Origin of the sequence: Sinomicrobium oceani (genome assembly GCF_900119185.1) — a bacterium.
Taxonomy (GTDB): domain Bacteria; phylum Bacteroidota; class Bacteroidia; order Flavobacteriales; family Flavobacteriaceae; genus Sinomicrobium; species Sinomicrobium oceani.
On the sequence record NZ_FPJE01000016.1, the window covers coordinates 30123 to 46583 of the forward strand.

At 44.4% G+C, this 16461-nt stretch carries 14 protein-coding genes; 7 read left to right on the forward strand and 7 right to left on the reverse strand.

The window, feature by feature from the left end:
- The first annotated feature begins 61 nt into the window (after window positions 1-61).
- The gene (gene ald / locus BT112_RS14570; RefSeq protein WP_072318123.1) at window positions 62-1159 is read left to right on the forward strand and encodes an alanine dehydrogenase; all 1098 of its coding nucleotides are present in this window, start codon (window positions 62-64) and stop codon (window positions 1157-1159) included.
- A 166-nt stretch (window positions 1160-1325) separates the two neighbouring features.
- A complete protein-coding gene (locus tag BT112_RS14575) occupies window positions 1326-2015 on the forward strand; it encodes a zinc metallopeptidase (RefSeq protein ID WP_072318124.1) in 690 nt (229 codons plus the stop codon).
- 207 nt (window positions 2016-2222) lie between these two features.
- Here the strand turns inward: BT112_RS14575 and BT112_RS14580 are convergent, their stop codons facing one another.
- Window positions 2223-2741 (reverse strand): ferritin, encoded by a 519-nt coding sequence (locus BT112_RS14580; protein ID WP_072318125.1) that lies wholly within the window; start codon window positions 2739-2741, stop codon window positions 2223-2225.
- Between the two features lie 142 nt (window positions 2742-2883).
- Window positions 2884-3198 carry a hypothetical protein gene (locus BT112_RS14585; RefSeq protein ID WP_072318126.1) on the reverse strand — a complete coding sequence of 105 codons (315 nt, stop codon included), beginning with the start codon at window positions 3196-3198 and terminating at the stop codon, window positions 2884-2886.
- Between the two features lie 988 nt (window positions 3199-4186).
- Here BT112_RS14585 and BT112_RS14590 point away from each other — a divergent pair.
- On the forward strand, window positions 4187-5953 hold the full coding sequence (locus BT112_RS14590) for an alpha-L-fucosidase (RefSeq protein WP_072318187.1): 1767 nt from the start codon (window positions 4187-4189) through the stop codon (window positions 5951-5953).
- A 716-nt stretch (window positions 5954-6669) separates the two neighbouring features.
- Here the strand turns inward: BT112_RS14590 and BT112_RS14595 are convergent.
- Window positions 6670-7140, reverse strand: coding sequence for an Lrp/AsnC ligand binding domain-containing protein (locus BT112_RS14595; protein WP_072318127.1), 471 nt, complete (start codon window positions 7138-7140; stop codon window positions 6670-6672).
- Between the two features lie 127 nt (window positions 7141-7267).
- Entirely contained in the window at window positions 7268-8638 is a 1371-nt protein-coding gene (locus tag BT112_RS14600) for a saccharopine dehydrogenase family protein (protein WP_072318128.1), read from the reverse strand.
- A 220-nt stretch (window positions 8639-8858) separates the two neighbouring features.
- On the opposite strand from BT112_RS14600, the gene BT112_RS14605 reads away from it, so the two are divergent.
- Together BT112_RS14605 and pckA are read left to right on the forward strand one after the other, a co-directional pair.
- The gene (locus BT112_RS14605) at window positions 8859-9248 is read left to right on the forward strand and encodes a DUF423 domain-containing protein (RefSeq protein ID WP_072318129.1); all 390 of its coding nucleotides are present in this window, start codon (window positions 8859-8861) and stop codon (window positions 9246-9248) included.
- A 75-nt stretch (window positions 9249-9323) separates the two neighbouring features.
- Window positions 9324-10919: a phosphoenolpyruvate carboxykinase (ATP) gene (pckA, locus tag BT112_RS14610; protein ID WP_072318130.1), complete on the forward strand. Its 1596-nt coding sequence runs from the start codon at window positions 9324-9326 to the stop codon at window positions 10917-10919.
- An 85-nt stretch (window positions 10920-11004) separates the two neighbouring features.
- On the opposite strand, the gene BT112_RS14615 is transcribed toward pckA, so the two are convergent.
- From BT112_RS14615 to BT112_RS14625, 3 genes are read right to left on the reverse strand one after another with little or no spacing between them, the layout of a single operon-like run.
- The gene (locus BT112_RS14615; RefSeq protein WP_072318131.1) at window positions 11005-11751 is read right to left on the reverse strand and encodes a uroporphyrinogen-III synthase; all 747 of its coding nucleotides are present in this window, start codon (window positions 11749-11751) and stop codon (window positions 11005-11007) included.
- A gap of 22 nt (window positions 11752-11773) precedes the next feature.
- Window positions 11774-12427: a DUF4271 domain-containing protein gene (locus tag BT112_RS14620; protein WP_072318188.1), complete on the reverse strand. Its 654-nt coding sequence runs from the start codon at window positions 12425-12427 to the stop codon at window positions 11774-11776.
- A gap of 37 nt (window positions 12428-12464) precedes the next feature.
- Window positions 12465-14159 carry a glycosyltransferase family 39 protein gene (locus tag BT112_RS14625; RefSeq protein ID WP_072318132.1) on the reverse strand — a complete coding sequence of 565 codons (1695 nt, stop codon included), beginning with the start codon at window positions 14157-14159 and terminating at the stop codon, window positions 12465-12467.
- A 153-nt stretch (window positions 14160-14312) separates the two neighbouring features.
- On the opposite strand from BT112_RS14625, the gene BT112_RS14630 reads away from it, so the two are divergent.
- Both BT112_RS14630 and BT112_RS14635 read left to right on the forward strand, forming a co-directional pair.
- Window positions 14313-15047 (forward strand): polyprenol monophosphomannose synthase, encoded by a 735-nt coding sequence (locus BT112_RS14630; RefSeq protein ID WP_072318133.1) that lies wholly within the window; start codon window positions 14313-14315, stop codon window positions 15045-15047.
- A 72-nt stretch (window positions 15048-15119) separates the two neighbouring features.
- The gene (locus BT112_RS14635) at window positions 15120-16451 is read left to right on the forward strand and encodes a dihydroorotase (RefSeq protein WP_072318134.1); all 1332 of its coding nucleotides are present in this window, start codon (window positions 15120-15122) and stop codon (window positions 16449-16451) included.
- Window positions 16452-16461: the final 10 nt, after the last annotated feature.

Consider the following 16461-nt stretch of genomic DNA (forward strand, 5'->3'; position numbering starts at 1 on the left):
CTGAATTGCTATGCCTTTGTTTTTGTAAATACTTAAATTTCAAGTACAAAACACACACATTATGAAAATAGGGGTTCCCAAAGAAATCAAAAACAACGAAAACAGGGTGGGCCTGACGCCCGCAGGGGTTTTCGAGCTCGTCAAAAACAGACACCAGGTTTACATTCAAGCCACTGCCGGAGAAGGGAGTGGCTTTTTTGATGCCGATTACATAGCCGCAGGGGCTGTGATCCTTTCTTCTATAGAAGAAGTTTACGCCGGCAGCGAGATGATCGTCAAGGTCAAAGAACCGATTGCACAAGAATACCCGCTGATCCGTGAAGGCCAGGTTGTATTTACCTACTTCCACTTTGCATCGAGTGAGGATCTTACCCTGGCCATGCTGAAAAGCCGGGCTGTTTGTATCGCGTACGAAACCGTAGAGGAGGCGGACGGCAGTCTGCCTCTCCTCATCCCGATGTCTGAGGTTGCCGGCAGAATGGCCATACAACAAGGCGCTAAATACCTTGAAAAACCGATAAAGGGCCGGGGAGTACTGCTCGGCGGGGTTCCCGGGGTTCCGCCCGGAAAAGTCCTGATTCTGGGAGCGGGGACCGTGGGAATACAGGCTGCTAAAATGGCTGCCGGGCTCGGCGCGCACGTGACTATTCTCGATATTAACATGAAGCGTCTCCGTTATGTCAACGATATCATGCCCAGCCATGTCGTCACCGAATTCTCCGGGGAATACAATATACGAAAACACATCCGTACCCACGACCTCATCATTGGCGGAGTCCTCATTCCAGGGGCCAAGGCTCCCAGCCTGATCACGCGAGATATGCTCGGCGAAATGCGCCCCGGTACGGTTCTGGTCGATGTCGCGGTAGACCAGGGTGGTTGCATAGAAACGACCAGGCCTACCACCCACGAAGACCCTACCTATATCATCGACGATGTAGTACACTACTGCGTAGCCAACATGCCCGGTGCCGTACCCTATACTTCTACGGTAGCCCTGACCAACGTCACACTGCCTTATGTCCTGCAACTGGCGGAAAAAGGCTGGGAAAAGGCCTGTGCACAACGGCCTGCCCTGGCCAGGGGACTGAACATCGTTCACGGAGACCTCGTTTACCGGGGTATAGCCGAGGCCTTTGGCTGGAACGCCATAGCGTAACGAAAGGCTGCCAAAACTTCACGCAACGGCAGTAAATACTAAAATATTCTTAACAACAAACCCGGCAAGCTACATTTGGCCGGGTTTTTGCCTTTGGTTTACTACATTGTAAACCGTAACGGAATCGGAAAATTTCGTATTTTTATAACGCAAAAATTCAGAAAGAATGTTAGGATATTATATCATTATAGGAGGGATTGCCCTGATCAGCTGGCTGGTGAGTAACAAGCTGAAGAGTAAGTTTAAGTACTATTCCAAAGTACACCTCAGAAACGGCATGAGCGGTGCTGAAATTGCCGAGAAAATGCTTGCCGATCACGGTATTTATGACGTCAAAGTAATCTCCACTCCCGGCATGCTGACCGACCATTATAACCCGTCCAATAAAACTGTCAACCTCAGCGAGGGTGTGTATAACCAGCGTAATGCTGCTGCTGCTGCCGTTGCGGCACACGAATGCGGACATGCCGTACAACACGCTAAAGCATACCAGTGGTTACAGCTGCGGTCCAAACTCGTTCCCGTGGTCAGTGTATCCTCCGGAATGTCACAATGGCTGATCATAGGCGGGCTTATTCTCGGGGTCGCCAATAACTTCGGTTTCCTGATCGCTGTTGCCGGATTGGTCCTGATGTCACTGGCTACCATATTCAGCCTGGTGACCTTGCCTGTAGAATACGACGCCAGTAACCGTGCCCTGGCCTGGCTGAAAACTAAAAATATGTTGAGCCCCCAGGAATACGACGGTGCTGCGGACTCCCTGAAATGGGCGGCAAGAACCTATCTCGTGGCCGCCATAGGCTCTCTGGCTATGCTCCTCTACTGGGCCCTGCGTGTACTGGGCTCCAGGAACTGATAAATTATTTCGCAATAGCAAAAAAGCCCGCCCGGAATCAAATCCTGACGGGCTTTTAGATGATTCACCGTATTGCTCATACCCAGGAACCTTTCTCAAATCGAGCATCCTAAGTACTGAGACCCTGGTCCTGAATCCACACTACTACCGACAAAAAAAGCCGCCTTCCGGCAGCCTTTTTCAATTAAACGGTATGTTGTAAAAAACTTATTCCTTGATTTTCGGAATACGCTCATCAATAAGTTTCAAAGCAATCCCGTCCGTTCCCATCAGGTCAAACAGGTCGAGCGCTTTACGCATTGTTTGTTCTTCCTCCATCTGCTCTTTTACAAACCACTGCAGGAAACTCTCCGTAGCGAGGTCATTCACTTTACGACATTTCAGTACGATGTTGTGAATAGACTTGGTTATGGCAATTTCCTGCTCCAGCGAGGTTTCAAATATCCCTTCGAGAGAATCAAAATCATGAGGAATATCCGTAACTTCCGGAGAGATCGCCATACCTCCGTTATCATTGATAAACTTGAAAATACGCATCATGTGATCGCGCTCTTCCTTAGATTGCTCATAGAAGAATTCGGCACTGTTGTTCAGCGCATTGTGGTCGCACCATGAAGCCATGGCCAGATATACGGATGATGAATGTGCCTCCTTAACGATCTGTTCGTTGAGCAGGTCCATAACATCTACATTTATACTTAATCGTTGTCTAACTAAATCTTTCATCGGTCTGATTTTTTAATTTTCGCAGTACTATATCTCGTACTTTCTTATACAAAGATAAGAAAACAATGCGTAACTGCCTCATTTGCAAGGAATTTGTAACCGGTCTAAGACTAAATATAAATAAGGAAGAAACTGTAGCAGGTTATGCCGAAACCAGGGTATGCAATTCGGACATGGCAAATATACCTTCAACAAACATCTTTAAATCGATGATTTCAAGGGTATCGAGCACGAACAGATGTTCCCTGTTACAAAGCGTAAGTATCTCTATACCATGACGGTTCTCTTCCGGATTGAAGTGGGCATCAATATCAATGGAAAGTACTTTCTGACGGAAAGCCAGCAACTGGCAAAAGGTCATTTTTATCCTTTTCCCCTGGATCTCCGCAAAAAAACAACGTCCCTTTTCGGGTTGATACGCGGTGTAATATCTGGATTTGAATACTATCGTTTCCATTCAGGAAGCAAAATTAATTATTATTTAGAATAAATACAAACTGATTTACGATATTTAACATACCTGTTGTAGGGTCGTTTGGTGGTTGGTTCGCTTTTTAGTTCGTAGTTGTTAGTTACTCAGTTATTGAGTTAACCAATTATTAATGCGGATCAAGGGTTGACAATAGGTTTTAAAAAGCAAGCGATGAGCTTACCGCAAAAAGAGGCATCAGTCCTTTAGCAGCCCTTATTTTATTTGCATTTTGAATCTGTATTTTTTCCGTTAATCCAATTGAGAAGTGATTCTACAGGTTGTCTTATTCTGGATACAGCCCGTGAAAAACATACCTTTATAGGTACGATCCCTCTGGTGAAATCACAGTTAGGCCATCTCTTGAATCTCTGTTCTTCATGTATGGCAAACAGGTCTATGGTGATCACTCCTTGATCGGTAAATTCCGGGTTGGCGTTATTGGTATGTCGCTGTCAAATAAATCGCAGGCTCTCTTGCTATTTTACACATATAGATTACTATCATTGTATTCATTCTAATGCCTTGATCTAACTAACCGTGTGTGATTTAGAATAATTGGAGTTATTATATAGATGCTGATTTTTAGTATGCTATTGCAGTGTAAACGGTGTTTTCACTATTCTTTTTTAATGCTTTGGACTATTAATTCGCATTAATAACTTAAAACCGATGAGTTGGACCGTTTTACAGTCCGTGGTTTTTTAGTTTCAGGCTTAAATATTGAGCATTACAAAATATTCCCATACACAACCATTCCAATCGTCACACCATAAAAAAGTCTTGAAGGCTAAGGACTATAAGAGTTTCAAAGAACGTATGTTGATTTTTGGCAGACACTAATGTTTTAAATAATGAATTTACGTTCATCTTTTAGCAAAATACCACATATAAAAGTGTTATGTTTACACTTTTGTTGTTCGTGCTTATTTTATATGATAAACACGATAAGATTACCGAATACAAAATTCAAATTATGAAAACACCAAATATCATTCTTATACTTATTTGTACGCTTTTTTTACAAATAAGTCAGTCGCAAAACCCAACGCATTCAAGTGATGCTAATTTATTAGTGTCTTTTCCTGTCATCCCAGAAAAAAAACCTTTAAACAGTGTTGAAATGGGTGATTGGAAATCATTCCCAGAAATAACGTTGGATATTCCTATTGCGGAAGGTCCTTTTAAGCCAACTTGGGAATCCATAGAAGAAAATTATCCTGGTGAGCCTGCCTGGCTTCGCGAAGCGAAATTCGGCATATGGGTTCACTTCGGGCCACAATCTGCCGGAAAGAGTGGTGATTGGTATGCACGTAATCTCTACAAGTCTAATAAAATAGCCTATAAGAATCATCTAAAAAGGTATGGGCATCCGTCGGAAGTTGGTTATAAAGAGGTTTTACGTGATTGGAATCCCACGAAACTTGATCCGGCTAAACTTACCAAAATATATCAAGATGCTGGTGCCCGTTTTCTCATGGTTCAGGGAGTTCATCACGATCAATTCGATTTATGGAATTCACGATATCAGCCTTGGAATTCCGTAAATATGGGGCCCAAACGCGACCTAATTGAGGAATGGGCAAAGGCGAGCCGAGCTACAGGAATGCGATTCGGTGTTACCTTTCACCACGAATACTCTTGGTGGTGGTGGCAAACAGCTTTTGGCAGCGATAAAGAAGGGGATAAAAAAGGCGTACCATATGATGGAAATCTTACTCTTGCCGATGGCAAAGGAAAATGGTGGGAAGGTTATGATCCTCGCTTACTTTATGGTATTGACCTCCGCGAATACAAAGGTGTAGAAGAGAACGCTCATCATGATTGGTCGCCCCCTCCAGCCGGAATTTTCACAAATCATCTCGAGTATGCCAAATGGTATACCACGCAATGGGCATTACGAATGATGGATGTAGTAGAACATTATGACCCGGACTTTATTTACACTGACGGTACCGTGCAAGGTCCCTTTACAGGAAATGGCACAGGAACCGGTATCAAAGCTAATGCCATGCCACTGGTCATGGCCGACTTTTACAACCGAACCTTACAACGCCGCGGTGAAGTAAATACTTTTAGTATTGTGAAATTCCGTCACAAGACCAATGGAACTGTAAATACCGAAGAATTTGGGGTTCCAGAAAAAATCAATACAGACCAACCATGGATTGCCGAAGCCCCGGTCGGAGACTGGTTTTATGCCCCAGATTTTACGTATGATTCCGGGATGATGATTCGTTATATTATTGAAGCTATTGCCCGTGATGGCAATGCAGCACTTTGTATATCCATTCTACCTGATGGTTCTTTAGATGAGGGTAGTATCAAGATGCTAAAAGAAGTCGGCATTTGGATGCGAAGAAACGGGGAAGCAGTATACGGAAGTCATGCCTGGACTATTCCTGGTGAAGGTGAGATAATAAACGGAAAATTGAAGATGCTTCCTGGTGGTGCATTGAGAAAAAAACATGCTGAGTTTAAATTTGACGATCAAGACTTTCGTTTTACAATTGGGAAAAATGGTAAATTATACATTTTTTGCATGACTGTTCCAGATCCAGGTACACAATTGAAAATTAAGTCGCTTGGTATGAATGCCAAATATTTGGGCAAAACCATTAAAAAAATAAAATTATTAGGATACGAGGGTCCGCTAAAATGGAAACAGGAAGCTGATGGTTTATCTGTTATTTGTCCAGCACAAATGCCATTTGAGACGTCTATTGTATTCGAAATTGAATGATGGCTATACTATAAAAGTCGAACGGAATTAATCGTTTAGCATCTTGAGTTATTAGTATTTCGCCTGCAAACAATTAAATTGTAGCTATAATAGGCTTAGGCCAAAAATCTGTAATAAAGAGTTATGGCTATGGTCTATTTTTAACTTTTTCCTGACCATAGTTGCCAGCAGATAAAGATAGATAACTATCCCTATCGTACAGGATACAGCTTTTTGGCTCTTTTATTTCATGGTATAAAGCGTATATGAGTAAAGCGTATCGCGTAAAAGTATTCACTACTCGCCAATGTCCTTACACAACGAACACCATAACGTTTCATATCTCCTTTTAAGCTCGTGGATAATAAATGATGCCAGTAGAGTAAGAACAGTTTGCCCGTTACTCCTTCAAAACAGGTTTAAACCATTAAAATGTAACTGTTTTCAAATCGAAAGATCAAAGAAATCACACTAAGTCCAATATTTTTGGAGCACAGCAAAATATGTATAATTCCTTAACCGGACAGTAGTGCAATAATCAAAACCCAATTCCGTCGGGTCGTTTTTAGTTTCAGGTTGATCCCTGAACAGGGTCGAAGACGTATGGAGATAGAATATATCCTGGGACTGTCACTGGGTTAATAGGAGATTTCACTCCGCAATAACTTATTAACCAATCACCACAAAGCCACCAGACTACGAACGCCGAACTACGCAACCAACCCACTCCAAAACCATCACAGCTGTATCTGCCTGTCGATTTGCTGGTTCAGGGAAATAAACGTTTCGGTACGGGACACCCCTTCTATGGTCTGCACTTTATGGTTCAGCAGGTACATCAGGTGTTCGTTATCCTTACACAATATCTTTATGAGTACGCTCCAGTTTCCCGTGGTGTAATGACACTCCAGGACTTCGGGGATCTCCTGCAATTGTTTTACGGCTTCCGGATTACGCATGGCTTTATCGAGAAATATGCCTACAAAGGCCATGGTAGAATATCCGAGTACTTTAGGGTTGATAACAAATTTGGACCCTGCAATGAGCCCCGATTCCTCCAGCTTACGGAGTCGCTGGTGGATTGCCGCTCCGGAGATGCCGATACGCCGGGCAATTTCGAGAATGGGCTTCCGGGCATCGTTCATCAGGGAACGAAGGATTTCTTTGTCTATACCATCAATTTCAACCGTTTCATTAATAATCTTCATAGCTCCGATATTAAATTGCAATTAAATATACAACTTTTGCAAGTCAATAACGGGGCTAACACCCCATTCGTTAACAAATTAAAGACAAAAAACGGTTTTTTAATTTTATTTTAACAAAAATCACAGCTTATCCTGCCACATGATCCGGATTATACCCGGTATAAGGCCCTTCCTTTTCGTGAAACACCACGCCCTGTCGTTCCAGTTCTTCAAGAATGGGTTGATAAACTTCTTTACGTATGGGGATCTGTACCCCGGGAGTACTGATCTTTCCCTCTAATATCTGTAAAGCAGCCATGGCTACGGGCAACCCGACGGTTTTGGCCATGGCTGTAAATTTCCGGTCTTCGCCTATAACCACCATACTGGAATCGACCTGGAATTTCCGGCCTTCCAGTTCATAACCGAATTTGTGGTACATGACAATCATGTCCTTATCATCTTCTTCGAGACTCCAGCTTTCCTCGAGTATTTTTTGTAGTATTCTTGCAGGCGTGGCACGAGGCAGTGCTACACGCCTATCCCTGCTGAAGAGACCGAGCTCTTCCAGTTTGTTCCACATAATATCGTCCTGGTCGATCTTCAGGTAGTGCCGCATTTTCAGTTCTACCGAATCGGTCGGGGAATAGGGCAGAAATGCATTTACAAAATCGCGATAGCTCATATCCCCGGAGTCCTCCATAATATAACTGTCGTCCGTCATGCCCAACTGAACGAACATATTCCAGGCCCTGGAAAACCCAACTCTTCTCATCGTCCCGCGATACAACGTCAGTACATCCTGTAATCCGTATGCTTCGCGGTATTTCAGCGAATCCCGGTTGGCATAGGCTTCGAACTTTCCATAACCTTCCACATCGAGAAATTCGGTACGGCGGAAAAGCTTCTGGTACGGAATATACTTATAGGTGCCTTCCTGTATGAATTTTGCCGCACCCCCCTGCCCCGCAACCACTACGTTCCGTGGGTTCCATGTGAATTTGTAGTTCCAGAGGTTATTGTCGCTTTCCGGGGCTACGAGTCCTCCGCAAAACGACTCGAAAAGCAACATTTTACCACCACGATCACGAACGCGATCTATAACCTGCATCGCACTCATGTGATCTATTCCCGGATCAAGGCCGATCTCATTCATAAAAACAAGCCCTTTTTCCTTTACTTCGGCATCCAGTTCCTGCATTTCATCACTCACATAAGACGCCGTCACCAGATGTTTACCCAAGGAGACACAATCGCGGGCCACTTCGATATGCAACCGCGCCGGAAGCATCGAAATCACCAGGGTAGCCTTGCGGATAGCTTCCTTACGCTGTACTGCATCGAAAATATCAAGCACTACACCTTCAATCTGCGGATATGAATTTTTCAGTTGGTCCAGGGTATCCTTGTCAATATCTCCCACGGTGATCTCCATACCGCGTGCTACAGACGCTTTAGAAAGGTAATCGATAAGATACGATGTAGATTTTCCAATGCCGACGATCAATATATGCTCCATAATTTTTTCTGATGTATTTTTGTATCGGTTCAGATGACAGAATATTATTTTTATAACACGAATGTAGTAAAATGTTACATTTATAAAAAATCATTATGTACTAAGTTTGGGTATTACCGGACAATGCCCCTTTGGTTTCCGGGGTTATAACAGCTTTCGGTACGCCCTGAAATTTTATTGAAGTATTGAAACAACAAACAACGCAATTAATCCAATAACAATGAAGAAAACAATTCTCCTCACGGCAACATGCTTCGGATGTTTGGCCATCATCCTCGGTGCTTTCGGGGCACACGCACTTAAATCGGCTATCGGAACAGAGGCTTCGGACACTTTCGAGACCGGGGTAAAATACCAGATGTATCATGCCTTGTTCCTTCTTGTTATTGCGAATCTCGGCATGTTATCCGAAAAATCAAAGAAAATCATATACACACTCGTCACCTCCGGAATTGTACTCTTTTCCGGTTCGATATACGGTTTGGCCACCAATGCCCTTACCGCCTTTGACTTTAAAACTATCGGCATAGTAACCCCGATAGGCGGGACTTTACTGATCGCGGCATGGGTTGTATTATTTTTTAACTTTATAAAGGTGAAAAGCAAATAAATATAACACGAAAACGATTTCGTTAGGATTAATTTTTACTTTTGTACTGTAAAAACACACACTAACTATTTCGTAATGATTAACAACACACTAAACACTAAAACGATTTCGTTGGAGGGTTACGGGATTAAAGACGCCCGGGTCCGTTACCAGCTTTCTCCCGAAAAGTTGCACAAGATCACTATCGACAAAGGTCAGGGTACGGAGACTTCTTCCGGGGCCCTTGCCGTAAACACCGGTGAATTTACGGGAAGGTCCCCTAAGGACCGTTTTATCGTTAAAGATGCTGTGACCACAGCACGGGTATGGTGGGGAGCTATTAATATCCCTTTTGACGAGGATCGCTTCGACAGCCTATACCGTAAGGTAACGGCTTACCTTTCCGGTAAAGAGGTTTTTGCACGCGACTGTTATGCATGTGCCGACACGGATTACCGGACAGGTATCCGGGTTATTACCGAATATGCCTGGAGTAACCTTTTTGCATACAACATGTTCCTCCGGCCTACACAGGATGAACTGGAAGACTTTGATGCGGAATGGACGGTGATCAATGCACCCGGGTTTCATGCAGACCCCGAAAGAGACGGGACCCGCCAACACAATTTTGCGATCCTTAACTTCTCCAGGAAAATCGTCCTCATCGGAGGTACGGGATATACGGGCGAAATCAAAAAGGGAATTTTTTCCGCACTGAACTTCGAGCTACCCGTTTTCAAGGACACACTGCCTATGCATTGCAGTGCCAATGTGGGCAAAGACGGTCGTACCGCTATATTTTTCGGGCTCTCCGGGACAGGAAAAACAACACTTTCGGCCGATCCGCAACGAAAATTAATCGGCGATGATGAGCATGGGTGGACCGCCGAAAATTCCGTCTTTAACTTCGAAGGCGGATGCTACGCCAAAGTTATTAATCTCTCCGAGGAGAACGAACCGGATATATTCCGGGCCATTAAAAAAGGCGCGTTGCTTGAAAATGTAATTATCGATGCGCAGGGCCATGTCGATTTTGATGATATTTCCATAACACAAAACACCAGGGTAAGCTACCCGATTAACCATATCCAGAACATCCAGGAACCGTCTATCGGGTGGAATCCGGGAAATATATTTTTCCTGACGGCAGATGCCTTTGGCGTATTGCCTCCCATTTCCAGGCTTACACCCGGCCAGGCGGCATATCATTTCATCTCCGGTTATACGGCTAAAGTAGCCGGGACGGAAGCCGGGATCAACGAGCCCGTTCCTTCTTTCTCCGCATGCTTCGGCGCCCCTTTTATGCCTTTGCACCCTACCGCTTATGCCGAGATGCTCAGTGCGAAAATGAAAGCTGCCGGAGTCCACGTATGGCTGATTAATACCGGATGGACCGGGGGGCCTTACGGCACCGGTACGAGAATGAAACTGCGTTACACCAGGGCCATGATCAGAGCGGCCCTCAATGGACAGCTACATACGGTGAATTTTGAAAAACACCCCGTATTCGGACTGGAAGTACCGCAGTCGTGTCCGGAAGTGCCTTCTGAAGTCCTCAATCCGAGAACCACCTGGAAGGATGTAACTGCTTATGACCGACAGGCAGAAAACCTCTCCAAAGCTTTTAAAAACAACTTCTCCAGGTTTGAGGCCTTTGCCAACGATGAAATCATGGGAGGAGCTCCGCTGTAACAGCCGGAACATGCTTCTAAACAAAAAATCCCCGGTAATAATAACCGGGGATTTTTTATAGGATATAACTTCTATATCGTTTTTCTTATCTTTTGTTAGCCTCCAGAATGTATTTTTCAAGGGCCATGGTCATGGAAGGCGTTTCCGGTGTCGGGGCCTGTATGTCTATGCGGAGACCCGCATCGTTTGCCGCATTTACCGTGGTATTACCGAATACCGCGATCCTGGTCTCATTCTGTTTGAAATCCGGAAAATTCTTGAACAGGGACTCGATCCCGGAAGGACTGAAGAACACGAGAATGTCATAATACACATCCCTAAGATCCGAAAGATCACTGATCACAGTCTTGTAGAAAATTGCCCTTTTCCAGTCTATACCGAGTTTATCAAGCGTATCGGGCACATCCTGCTTCAGTACATCCGAAGAGGGGAGCAGGAACTTTTCGTCTTTATATTTCTTGATGGTCGGGGCAAGATCCTGGAAAGTGCGTTTTCCCACATAAATCTTACGCTTGCGATAAACCACATATTTTTGCAGGTAGTAAGCCACAGCCTCCGACTGACAGAAGTATTTCATAGTGTCCGGCACCTTAAAGCGCATCTCTTCTGCTACACGGAAAAAATGGTCAACAGAGTTCCTACTGGTAAGAATAATAGCAGTAAACTTGGCTAAATCTATTTTTTGCTGCCTTACTTCCTTTGCACTAACTCCCTCGACATGAATAAAAGGCCTGAAGTCTATTTTTACTTTTTGCTTTTCTACAAGCTGTAAATATGGTGAATTTTCTACTTTAGGTTCCGGCTGCGAAACCAAGATTGTTTTCACTTTCATATTAACCTTTTGTTTGATTTCCTTATCTGAAAAAAGCCACCCGGGCCATCAAAAGATAAGGTGCTATTTCCAGAGCGCAAAGATACAAAATAAAATAAAACAACTTCTTAAAGATAAATTTTTGATACTTTTTAAGTAAGCTACCCCATGCGATGAGATTTAACAAAAGAAAAAGACCTGTTGTTATAAATAAAGCAATCTTCTCATTAATAGGGTTGTAAATAAGCAGCGCTATAAAAGGTAGTAAAATTATGGCAACCAGATTTCTGTAGGTCAGCTTATGAAAGTTGTATTGCTCCAGAAAATCATTCAGATCAAATATGGTGGCAATAATTTTTTCCAGGTAAAACTTGAAAAGCACAAAGAGCCCCAGACCTGTAATGATCAGGATAAGGTTGATAGGGTCCGGACCGATGTCCAGATAGCCGAGAACAAGCTTCAGAAAAATTCCGAAAACGATCATTTGGACCACAAAAAGCAAAATATTGAACCTGTTCAGACTGGGTTCCTGTTCCTTTCCGTACAATTTGAGGTATTTGTCGGAAAAAAAAGTTTCCATAAAACGCTGAAACTTTACTTCGTGCGTAGTCTTGGCAAAGGTGATCAGGGCAATACACACCAGTAGCAGGATGGTTTCTAAGGTATATTGGTCCGTATGTCGGTATAATACTTCCATATTCATAGTGATGGGGCTTCAGCGGGCTATTTCCGCTTTACTTCGCAATAGGTATAATATCTCCCTGGAAACCCGAAGGATATCCGAACTCGGAAATGGAAACCCTGAAAAGGACGCCTTCCTCCAGTTTCTCTATACGGTCCATCCCAGCATTCAGGTGGATCGTACTTCCGGCAGTAAGCACTTTTGTCTTTCCGGTATTCCCCGGATACATCCGTATCGTATCCTGTATCCGCCTTTTCTCGTTCAGCACCAACCCGTAAAATTCCAGGTCTTCAAAAGCAATACCCTCCGTATAGGGGTTTATCAGTGTAAGGGCTATGGAATCTTTTCCCGGAGTTATCTTATGGTCATCTACTTTACATATCAGCTTGCGGAACGACCTGAAATCTTTTACAAATTTTCCTCGCCATGGATGTCCTTTTCCCTTTCCGATACGAACTTTTATAACGGAGTCATAATCTTCCCGGCCCGTGATATAGGCTACTCTGCGATGTTGAAACTTATATTCGGAACTATCGATGTCATACTGGTTTTGCCGGTGCTTTACACTGTTCAGGGAGTATACGGGTACCCGGGCGTAAAACCCGTACATGCTGGCATTCCGGTACGAGTCTTCGAAGACTACGGGAAGCCCGCCGGTCTTTTCATAAAGTTGCTGCGCCCACCGCTTGTTGCCATGGCTTTCGTATTTTATGGGAGAGATATCTTCGTCAACTACGATGACCCGTACCATACACAGGATCACCAAAGAAATGATACTCGTAATGCGCAGCCATTTGCGAAATCCTTCTTTATCCAGGGCATACCGAAAGGTAAACACAATAAAAGGCAGAACAGCAAGAAGCGGCCACTGTGCCTGTGTCTTACGGTTGAAAGACGACAACAGGAAGAAACCGAGGATACCCCATGCGGAAAACACCAGGGCACGGTCGAAAACATTTTTTTTCACACCCCCCGGAAGTGTAAACTTATAGAGGGCCCAATAGATCAGAGGAAAAGAAAACCCCCAGACAATCAGAGCATTGAGTATATAATCGAGCGTAAATTTGATACGGTAATAGCTGTTGGCCCTCCCGGAAAGATGATACTTCAATGAGGCAAAATCGGTTTCATACAACCAGTACAAATGCGGTGTGTACAGCAGCAGGGCAAAAACGGTTGCCATCCAGAAGCGGTAACTGAGAAAAATCTTGGGATTGGACACCAGTACAAATGCGATCAGGAGAATGGCGTGGTACTTACTGTACATCATGGCTGCCATGGAAAATCCGAGCAGAAGCACAAACCGGATACCGGGATACTGCAGGAATCTTTTATAGGCAAACAGGAATAAAGCCGAAAAAAACAGCAACGGAGTATCGGGCAGCATAAAAAATCCGTAGGCATTGAACAGGGCCACCGAGGCCGTAAACAGGATAAAGACCGGGAGATGATCGTATTTTCGCTTATCGTCTATAAGTTTCCACAACAGGCAGATGGTTCCGGAGAGCAGAAACGGAGCAAAAAGACGTACCCCGAGCTCATGGTCAAACAAAGTCGTGCCGATGGCGGCAAAAAAGGCCACCATGGGAGGATGATCGAAATATCCCCAGGCCGGGTGCTGCGAAAAATACCAGTAGTAGGCTTCGTCGAATATCAATTGAGTCGCACTGCCCTGAATGAGGTTGATCAGTGTCAGCCCTCCTAAAAACAGCAGTAACAGTCGTTCTTTTCCTTGCGTAATACTCATGCTTCCCGAAAATTTCAAGCAAAAATACTTAATAATATATGAGAATAATACACTATTTTAGCCTTAAAAGGGTTCTGTACAATAAATAACCTCCTGTCATCGTAGTTATAAAACGAAGGAAATTCTATTTTTGCATCTTACTTAAAACTTTTTATGCGCACGGACGGACTGGTCATTATCCCCACATATAACGAAATCGAAAACATTGAAGCTATTATCAGGGAAGTGTTTCTGCTCAAAAAAGACTTTCATGTACTGATTGTGGACGACGGTTCGCCGGATGGCACCGGTGATCGGGTAAAAACCCTGCAACAGGAATTCCCGGAACGCCTTTTCCTGGAAGAACGAACAGAAAAATCCGGATTGGGTACGGCCTATATTCACGGGTTCAAATGGGCCCTCCGAAAGGGCTATCCCTATATTTTTGAAATGGACGCCGACTTTTCCCATAACCCGAGAGACCTGGTACGCCTTTTTAATGCCTGTGCACTCCACGGGGCCGATGTAGCTATCGGATCGCGATACGTAAAAGGGGTCAATGTGGTGAACTGGCCGATGAAACGGATCCTTCTTTCGTACGGGGCTTCCTTCTATGTGAAATTTATCACCGGTATGCGTATTCACGACCCTACAGCGGGTTTTATTTGTTATAAGAGCGAAGTTATTGAGCGTATAAACCTCGATAACATACGTTTTGTAGGGTATGCATTCCAGATAGAAATGAAATTCCGGGCCTTTCTGAAAAAATTCAGGATCGTCGAGGTTCCCATTATTTTTAAAGACCGGGAAAAAGGGAATTCCAAAATGAGCGGGAAAATTATTAACGAGGCCGTATTCGGGGTTTTAACCATGAAATTCCGGAGTATTTTTCACAGGGAAGGATTCTGAGAATGCCTGCCTCAAACGGTATAAGATCGCTGTCGGGGCACCTCCCCGGAATATACGAAACAAAAAAATACTATGAAGACACTGATAAAGAATGCCACCGTAGTCAATGAATTCAAAAAATTCGAAACCGATATTCTCATTGAGAACGAGATCATCAAAAAGATCGATAACGATATTTCGGCTACCGATTGTACCGTCATCGAAGCCGGAGGAAAGCACCTGTTACCGGGAGCCATTGACGACCAGGTCCATTTCCGGGAGCCGGGCCTTACCCATAAAGCAACGATAGCGACGGAGAGTAAAGCGGCCATTGCAGGCGGGATTACCTCTTTTATCGAGATGCCCAACACCAATCCGCAAACCACGACCATAGACAACCTGGAAGCGAAGTTTGCCATTGCCGCCCGGACTTCTTCGGCCAATTATTCGTTTATGTTCGGGGGAACCAATGACAATCTCGAAGAAATTCTGAGAGTCGACCCGAAATCCTGCGCCGGCCTTAAGCTCTTTTTGGGGTCTTCTACGGGAAACATGCTGGTAGATAACGAAAAGGTACTCGAAAACATTTTTTCGAAAACCAACCTCCTGATCTCCGCACATTGCGAAGACGAGACCACCATAAAAAACAACCTCGGAAAATACAAAGCAACTTACGGCGATGATATCCCGGTAAAATACCATCCGCTGATCCGCAGCGAAGAAGCCTGTTACCTGTCTTCTTCACGTGCAGTAGCCCTGGCGGAAAAAACCGGCGCGAGACTTCATGTTTTTCACCTCTCCACAGCCCGTGAAACCGCACTTTTCCGGAACGACATTCCGCTTCGCGACAAAAAGATCACCGCTGAAGTATGTATTCATCACCTGTGGTTTTGCGATGATGATTATGAGTCCAAAGGCACTTTCATCAAATGGAACCCGGCCGTAAAAACACCCACAGACCGCAAAGGTTTATGGCAGGCCCTGCTGGACGACCGTATCGATGTCATTGCTACCGACCATGCTCCGCATACCTTACAGGAAAAACAGAACAACTACACCAATGCCCCTTCGGGAGGGCCGCTGGTACAACATGCCATGGTCGCCATGCTCGAAGCATATCACCAGGGGAAGATCTCCCTGGAAAAAATGGTCGAGAAAATGAGCCACAACCCGGCAATTCTTTTCGATATCAAAGGGCGGGGATTTATCCGGGAAGGGTATTTTGCCGACCTGGTCCTGGCCGATCTCAACCGCCCACAAACCGTAGAACGTAATCATTTACTATACCAGTGTGGCTGGTCTCCTTTTGAAGGAACGACATTCCAGTCGGCCATAACCCATACCTTTGTAAACGGTAACCTGGCTTACAACAACGGTGAATTTTCATCCTACAGGAATGTAAAACGCCTGGAATTTGACCGGTAAAAACTTCGAC

Excerpts from the sequence above, each read along its gene's own strand:
- ald (WP_072318123.1), top strand. The coding sequence starts at position 62 with ATGAAAATAGGGGTTCCCAAAGAAATCAAAAACAACGAAAACAGGGTG.
- BT112_RS14575 (WP_072318124.1), top strand. The coding sequence starts at position 1,326 with ATGTTAGGATATTATATCATTATAGGAGGGATTGCCCTGATCAGCTGG.
- BT112_RS14580 (WP_072318125.1), bottom strand. The coding sequence starts at position 2,741 with ATGAAAGATTTAGTTAGACAACGATTAAGTATAAATGTAGATGTTATG.
- BT112_RS14585 (WP_072318126.1), bottom strand. The coding sequence starts at position 3,198 with ATGGAAACGATAGTATTCAAATCCAGATATTACACCGCGTATCAACCC.
- BT112_RS14590 (WP_072318187.1), top strand. The coding sequence starts at position 4,187 with ATGAAAACACCAAATATCATTCTTATACTTATTTGTACGCTTTTTTTA.
- BT112_RS14595 (WP_072318127.1), bottom strand. The coding sequence starts at position 7,140 with ATGAAGATTATTAATGAAACGGTTGAAATTGATGGTATAGACAAAGAA.
- BT112_RS14600 (WP_072318128.1), bottom strand. The coding sequence starts at position 8,638 with ATGGAGCATATATTGATCGTCGGCATTGGAAAATCTACATCGTATCTT.
- BT112_RS14605 (WP_072318129.1), top strand. The coding sequence starts at position 8,859 with ATGAAGAAAACAATTCTCCTCACGGCAACATGCTTCGGATGTTTGGCC.
- pckA (WP_072318130.1), top strand. The coding sequence starts at position 9,324 with ATGATTAACAACACACTAAACACTAAAACGATTTCGTTGGAGGGTTAC.
- BT112_RS14615 (WP_072318131.1), bottom strand. The coding sequence starts at position 11,751 with ATGAAAGTGAAAACAATCTTGGTTTCGCAGCCGGAACCTAAAGTAGAA.
- BT112_RS14620 (WP_072318188.1), bottom strand. The coding sequence starts at position 12,427 with ATGGAAGTATTATACCGACATACGGACCAATATACCTTAGAAACCATC.
- BT112_RS14625 (WP_072318132.1), bottom strand. The coding sequence starts at position 14,159 with ATGAGTATTACGCAAGGAAAAGAACGACTGTTACTGCTGTTTTTAGGA.
- BT112_RS14630 (WP_072318133.1), top strand. The coding sequence starts at position 14,313 with ATGCGCACGGACGGACTGGTCATTATCCCCACATATAACGAAATCGAA.
- BT112_RS14635 (WP_072318134.1), top strand. The coding sequence starts at position 15,120 with ATGAAGACACTGATAAAGAATGCCACCGTAGTCAATGAATTCAAAAAA.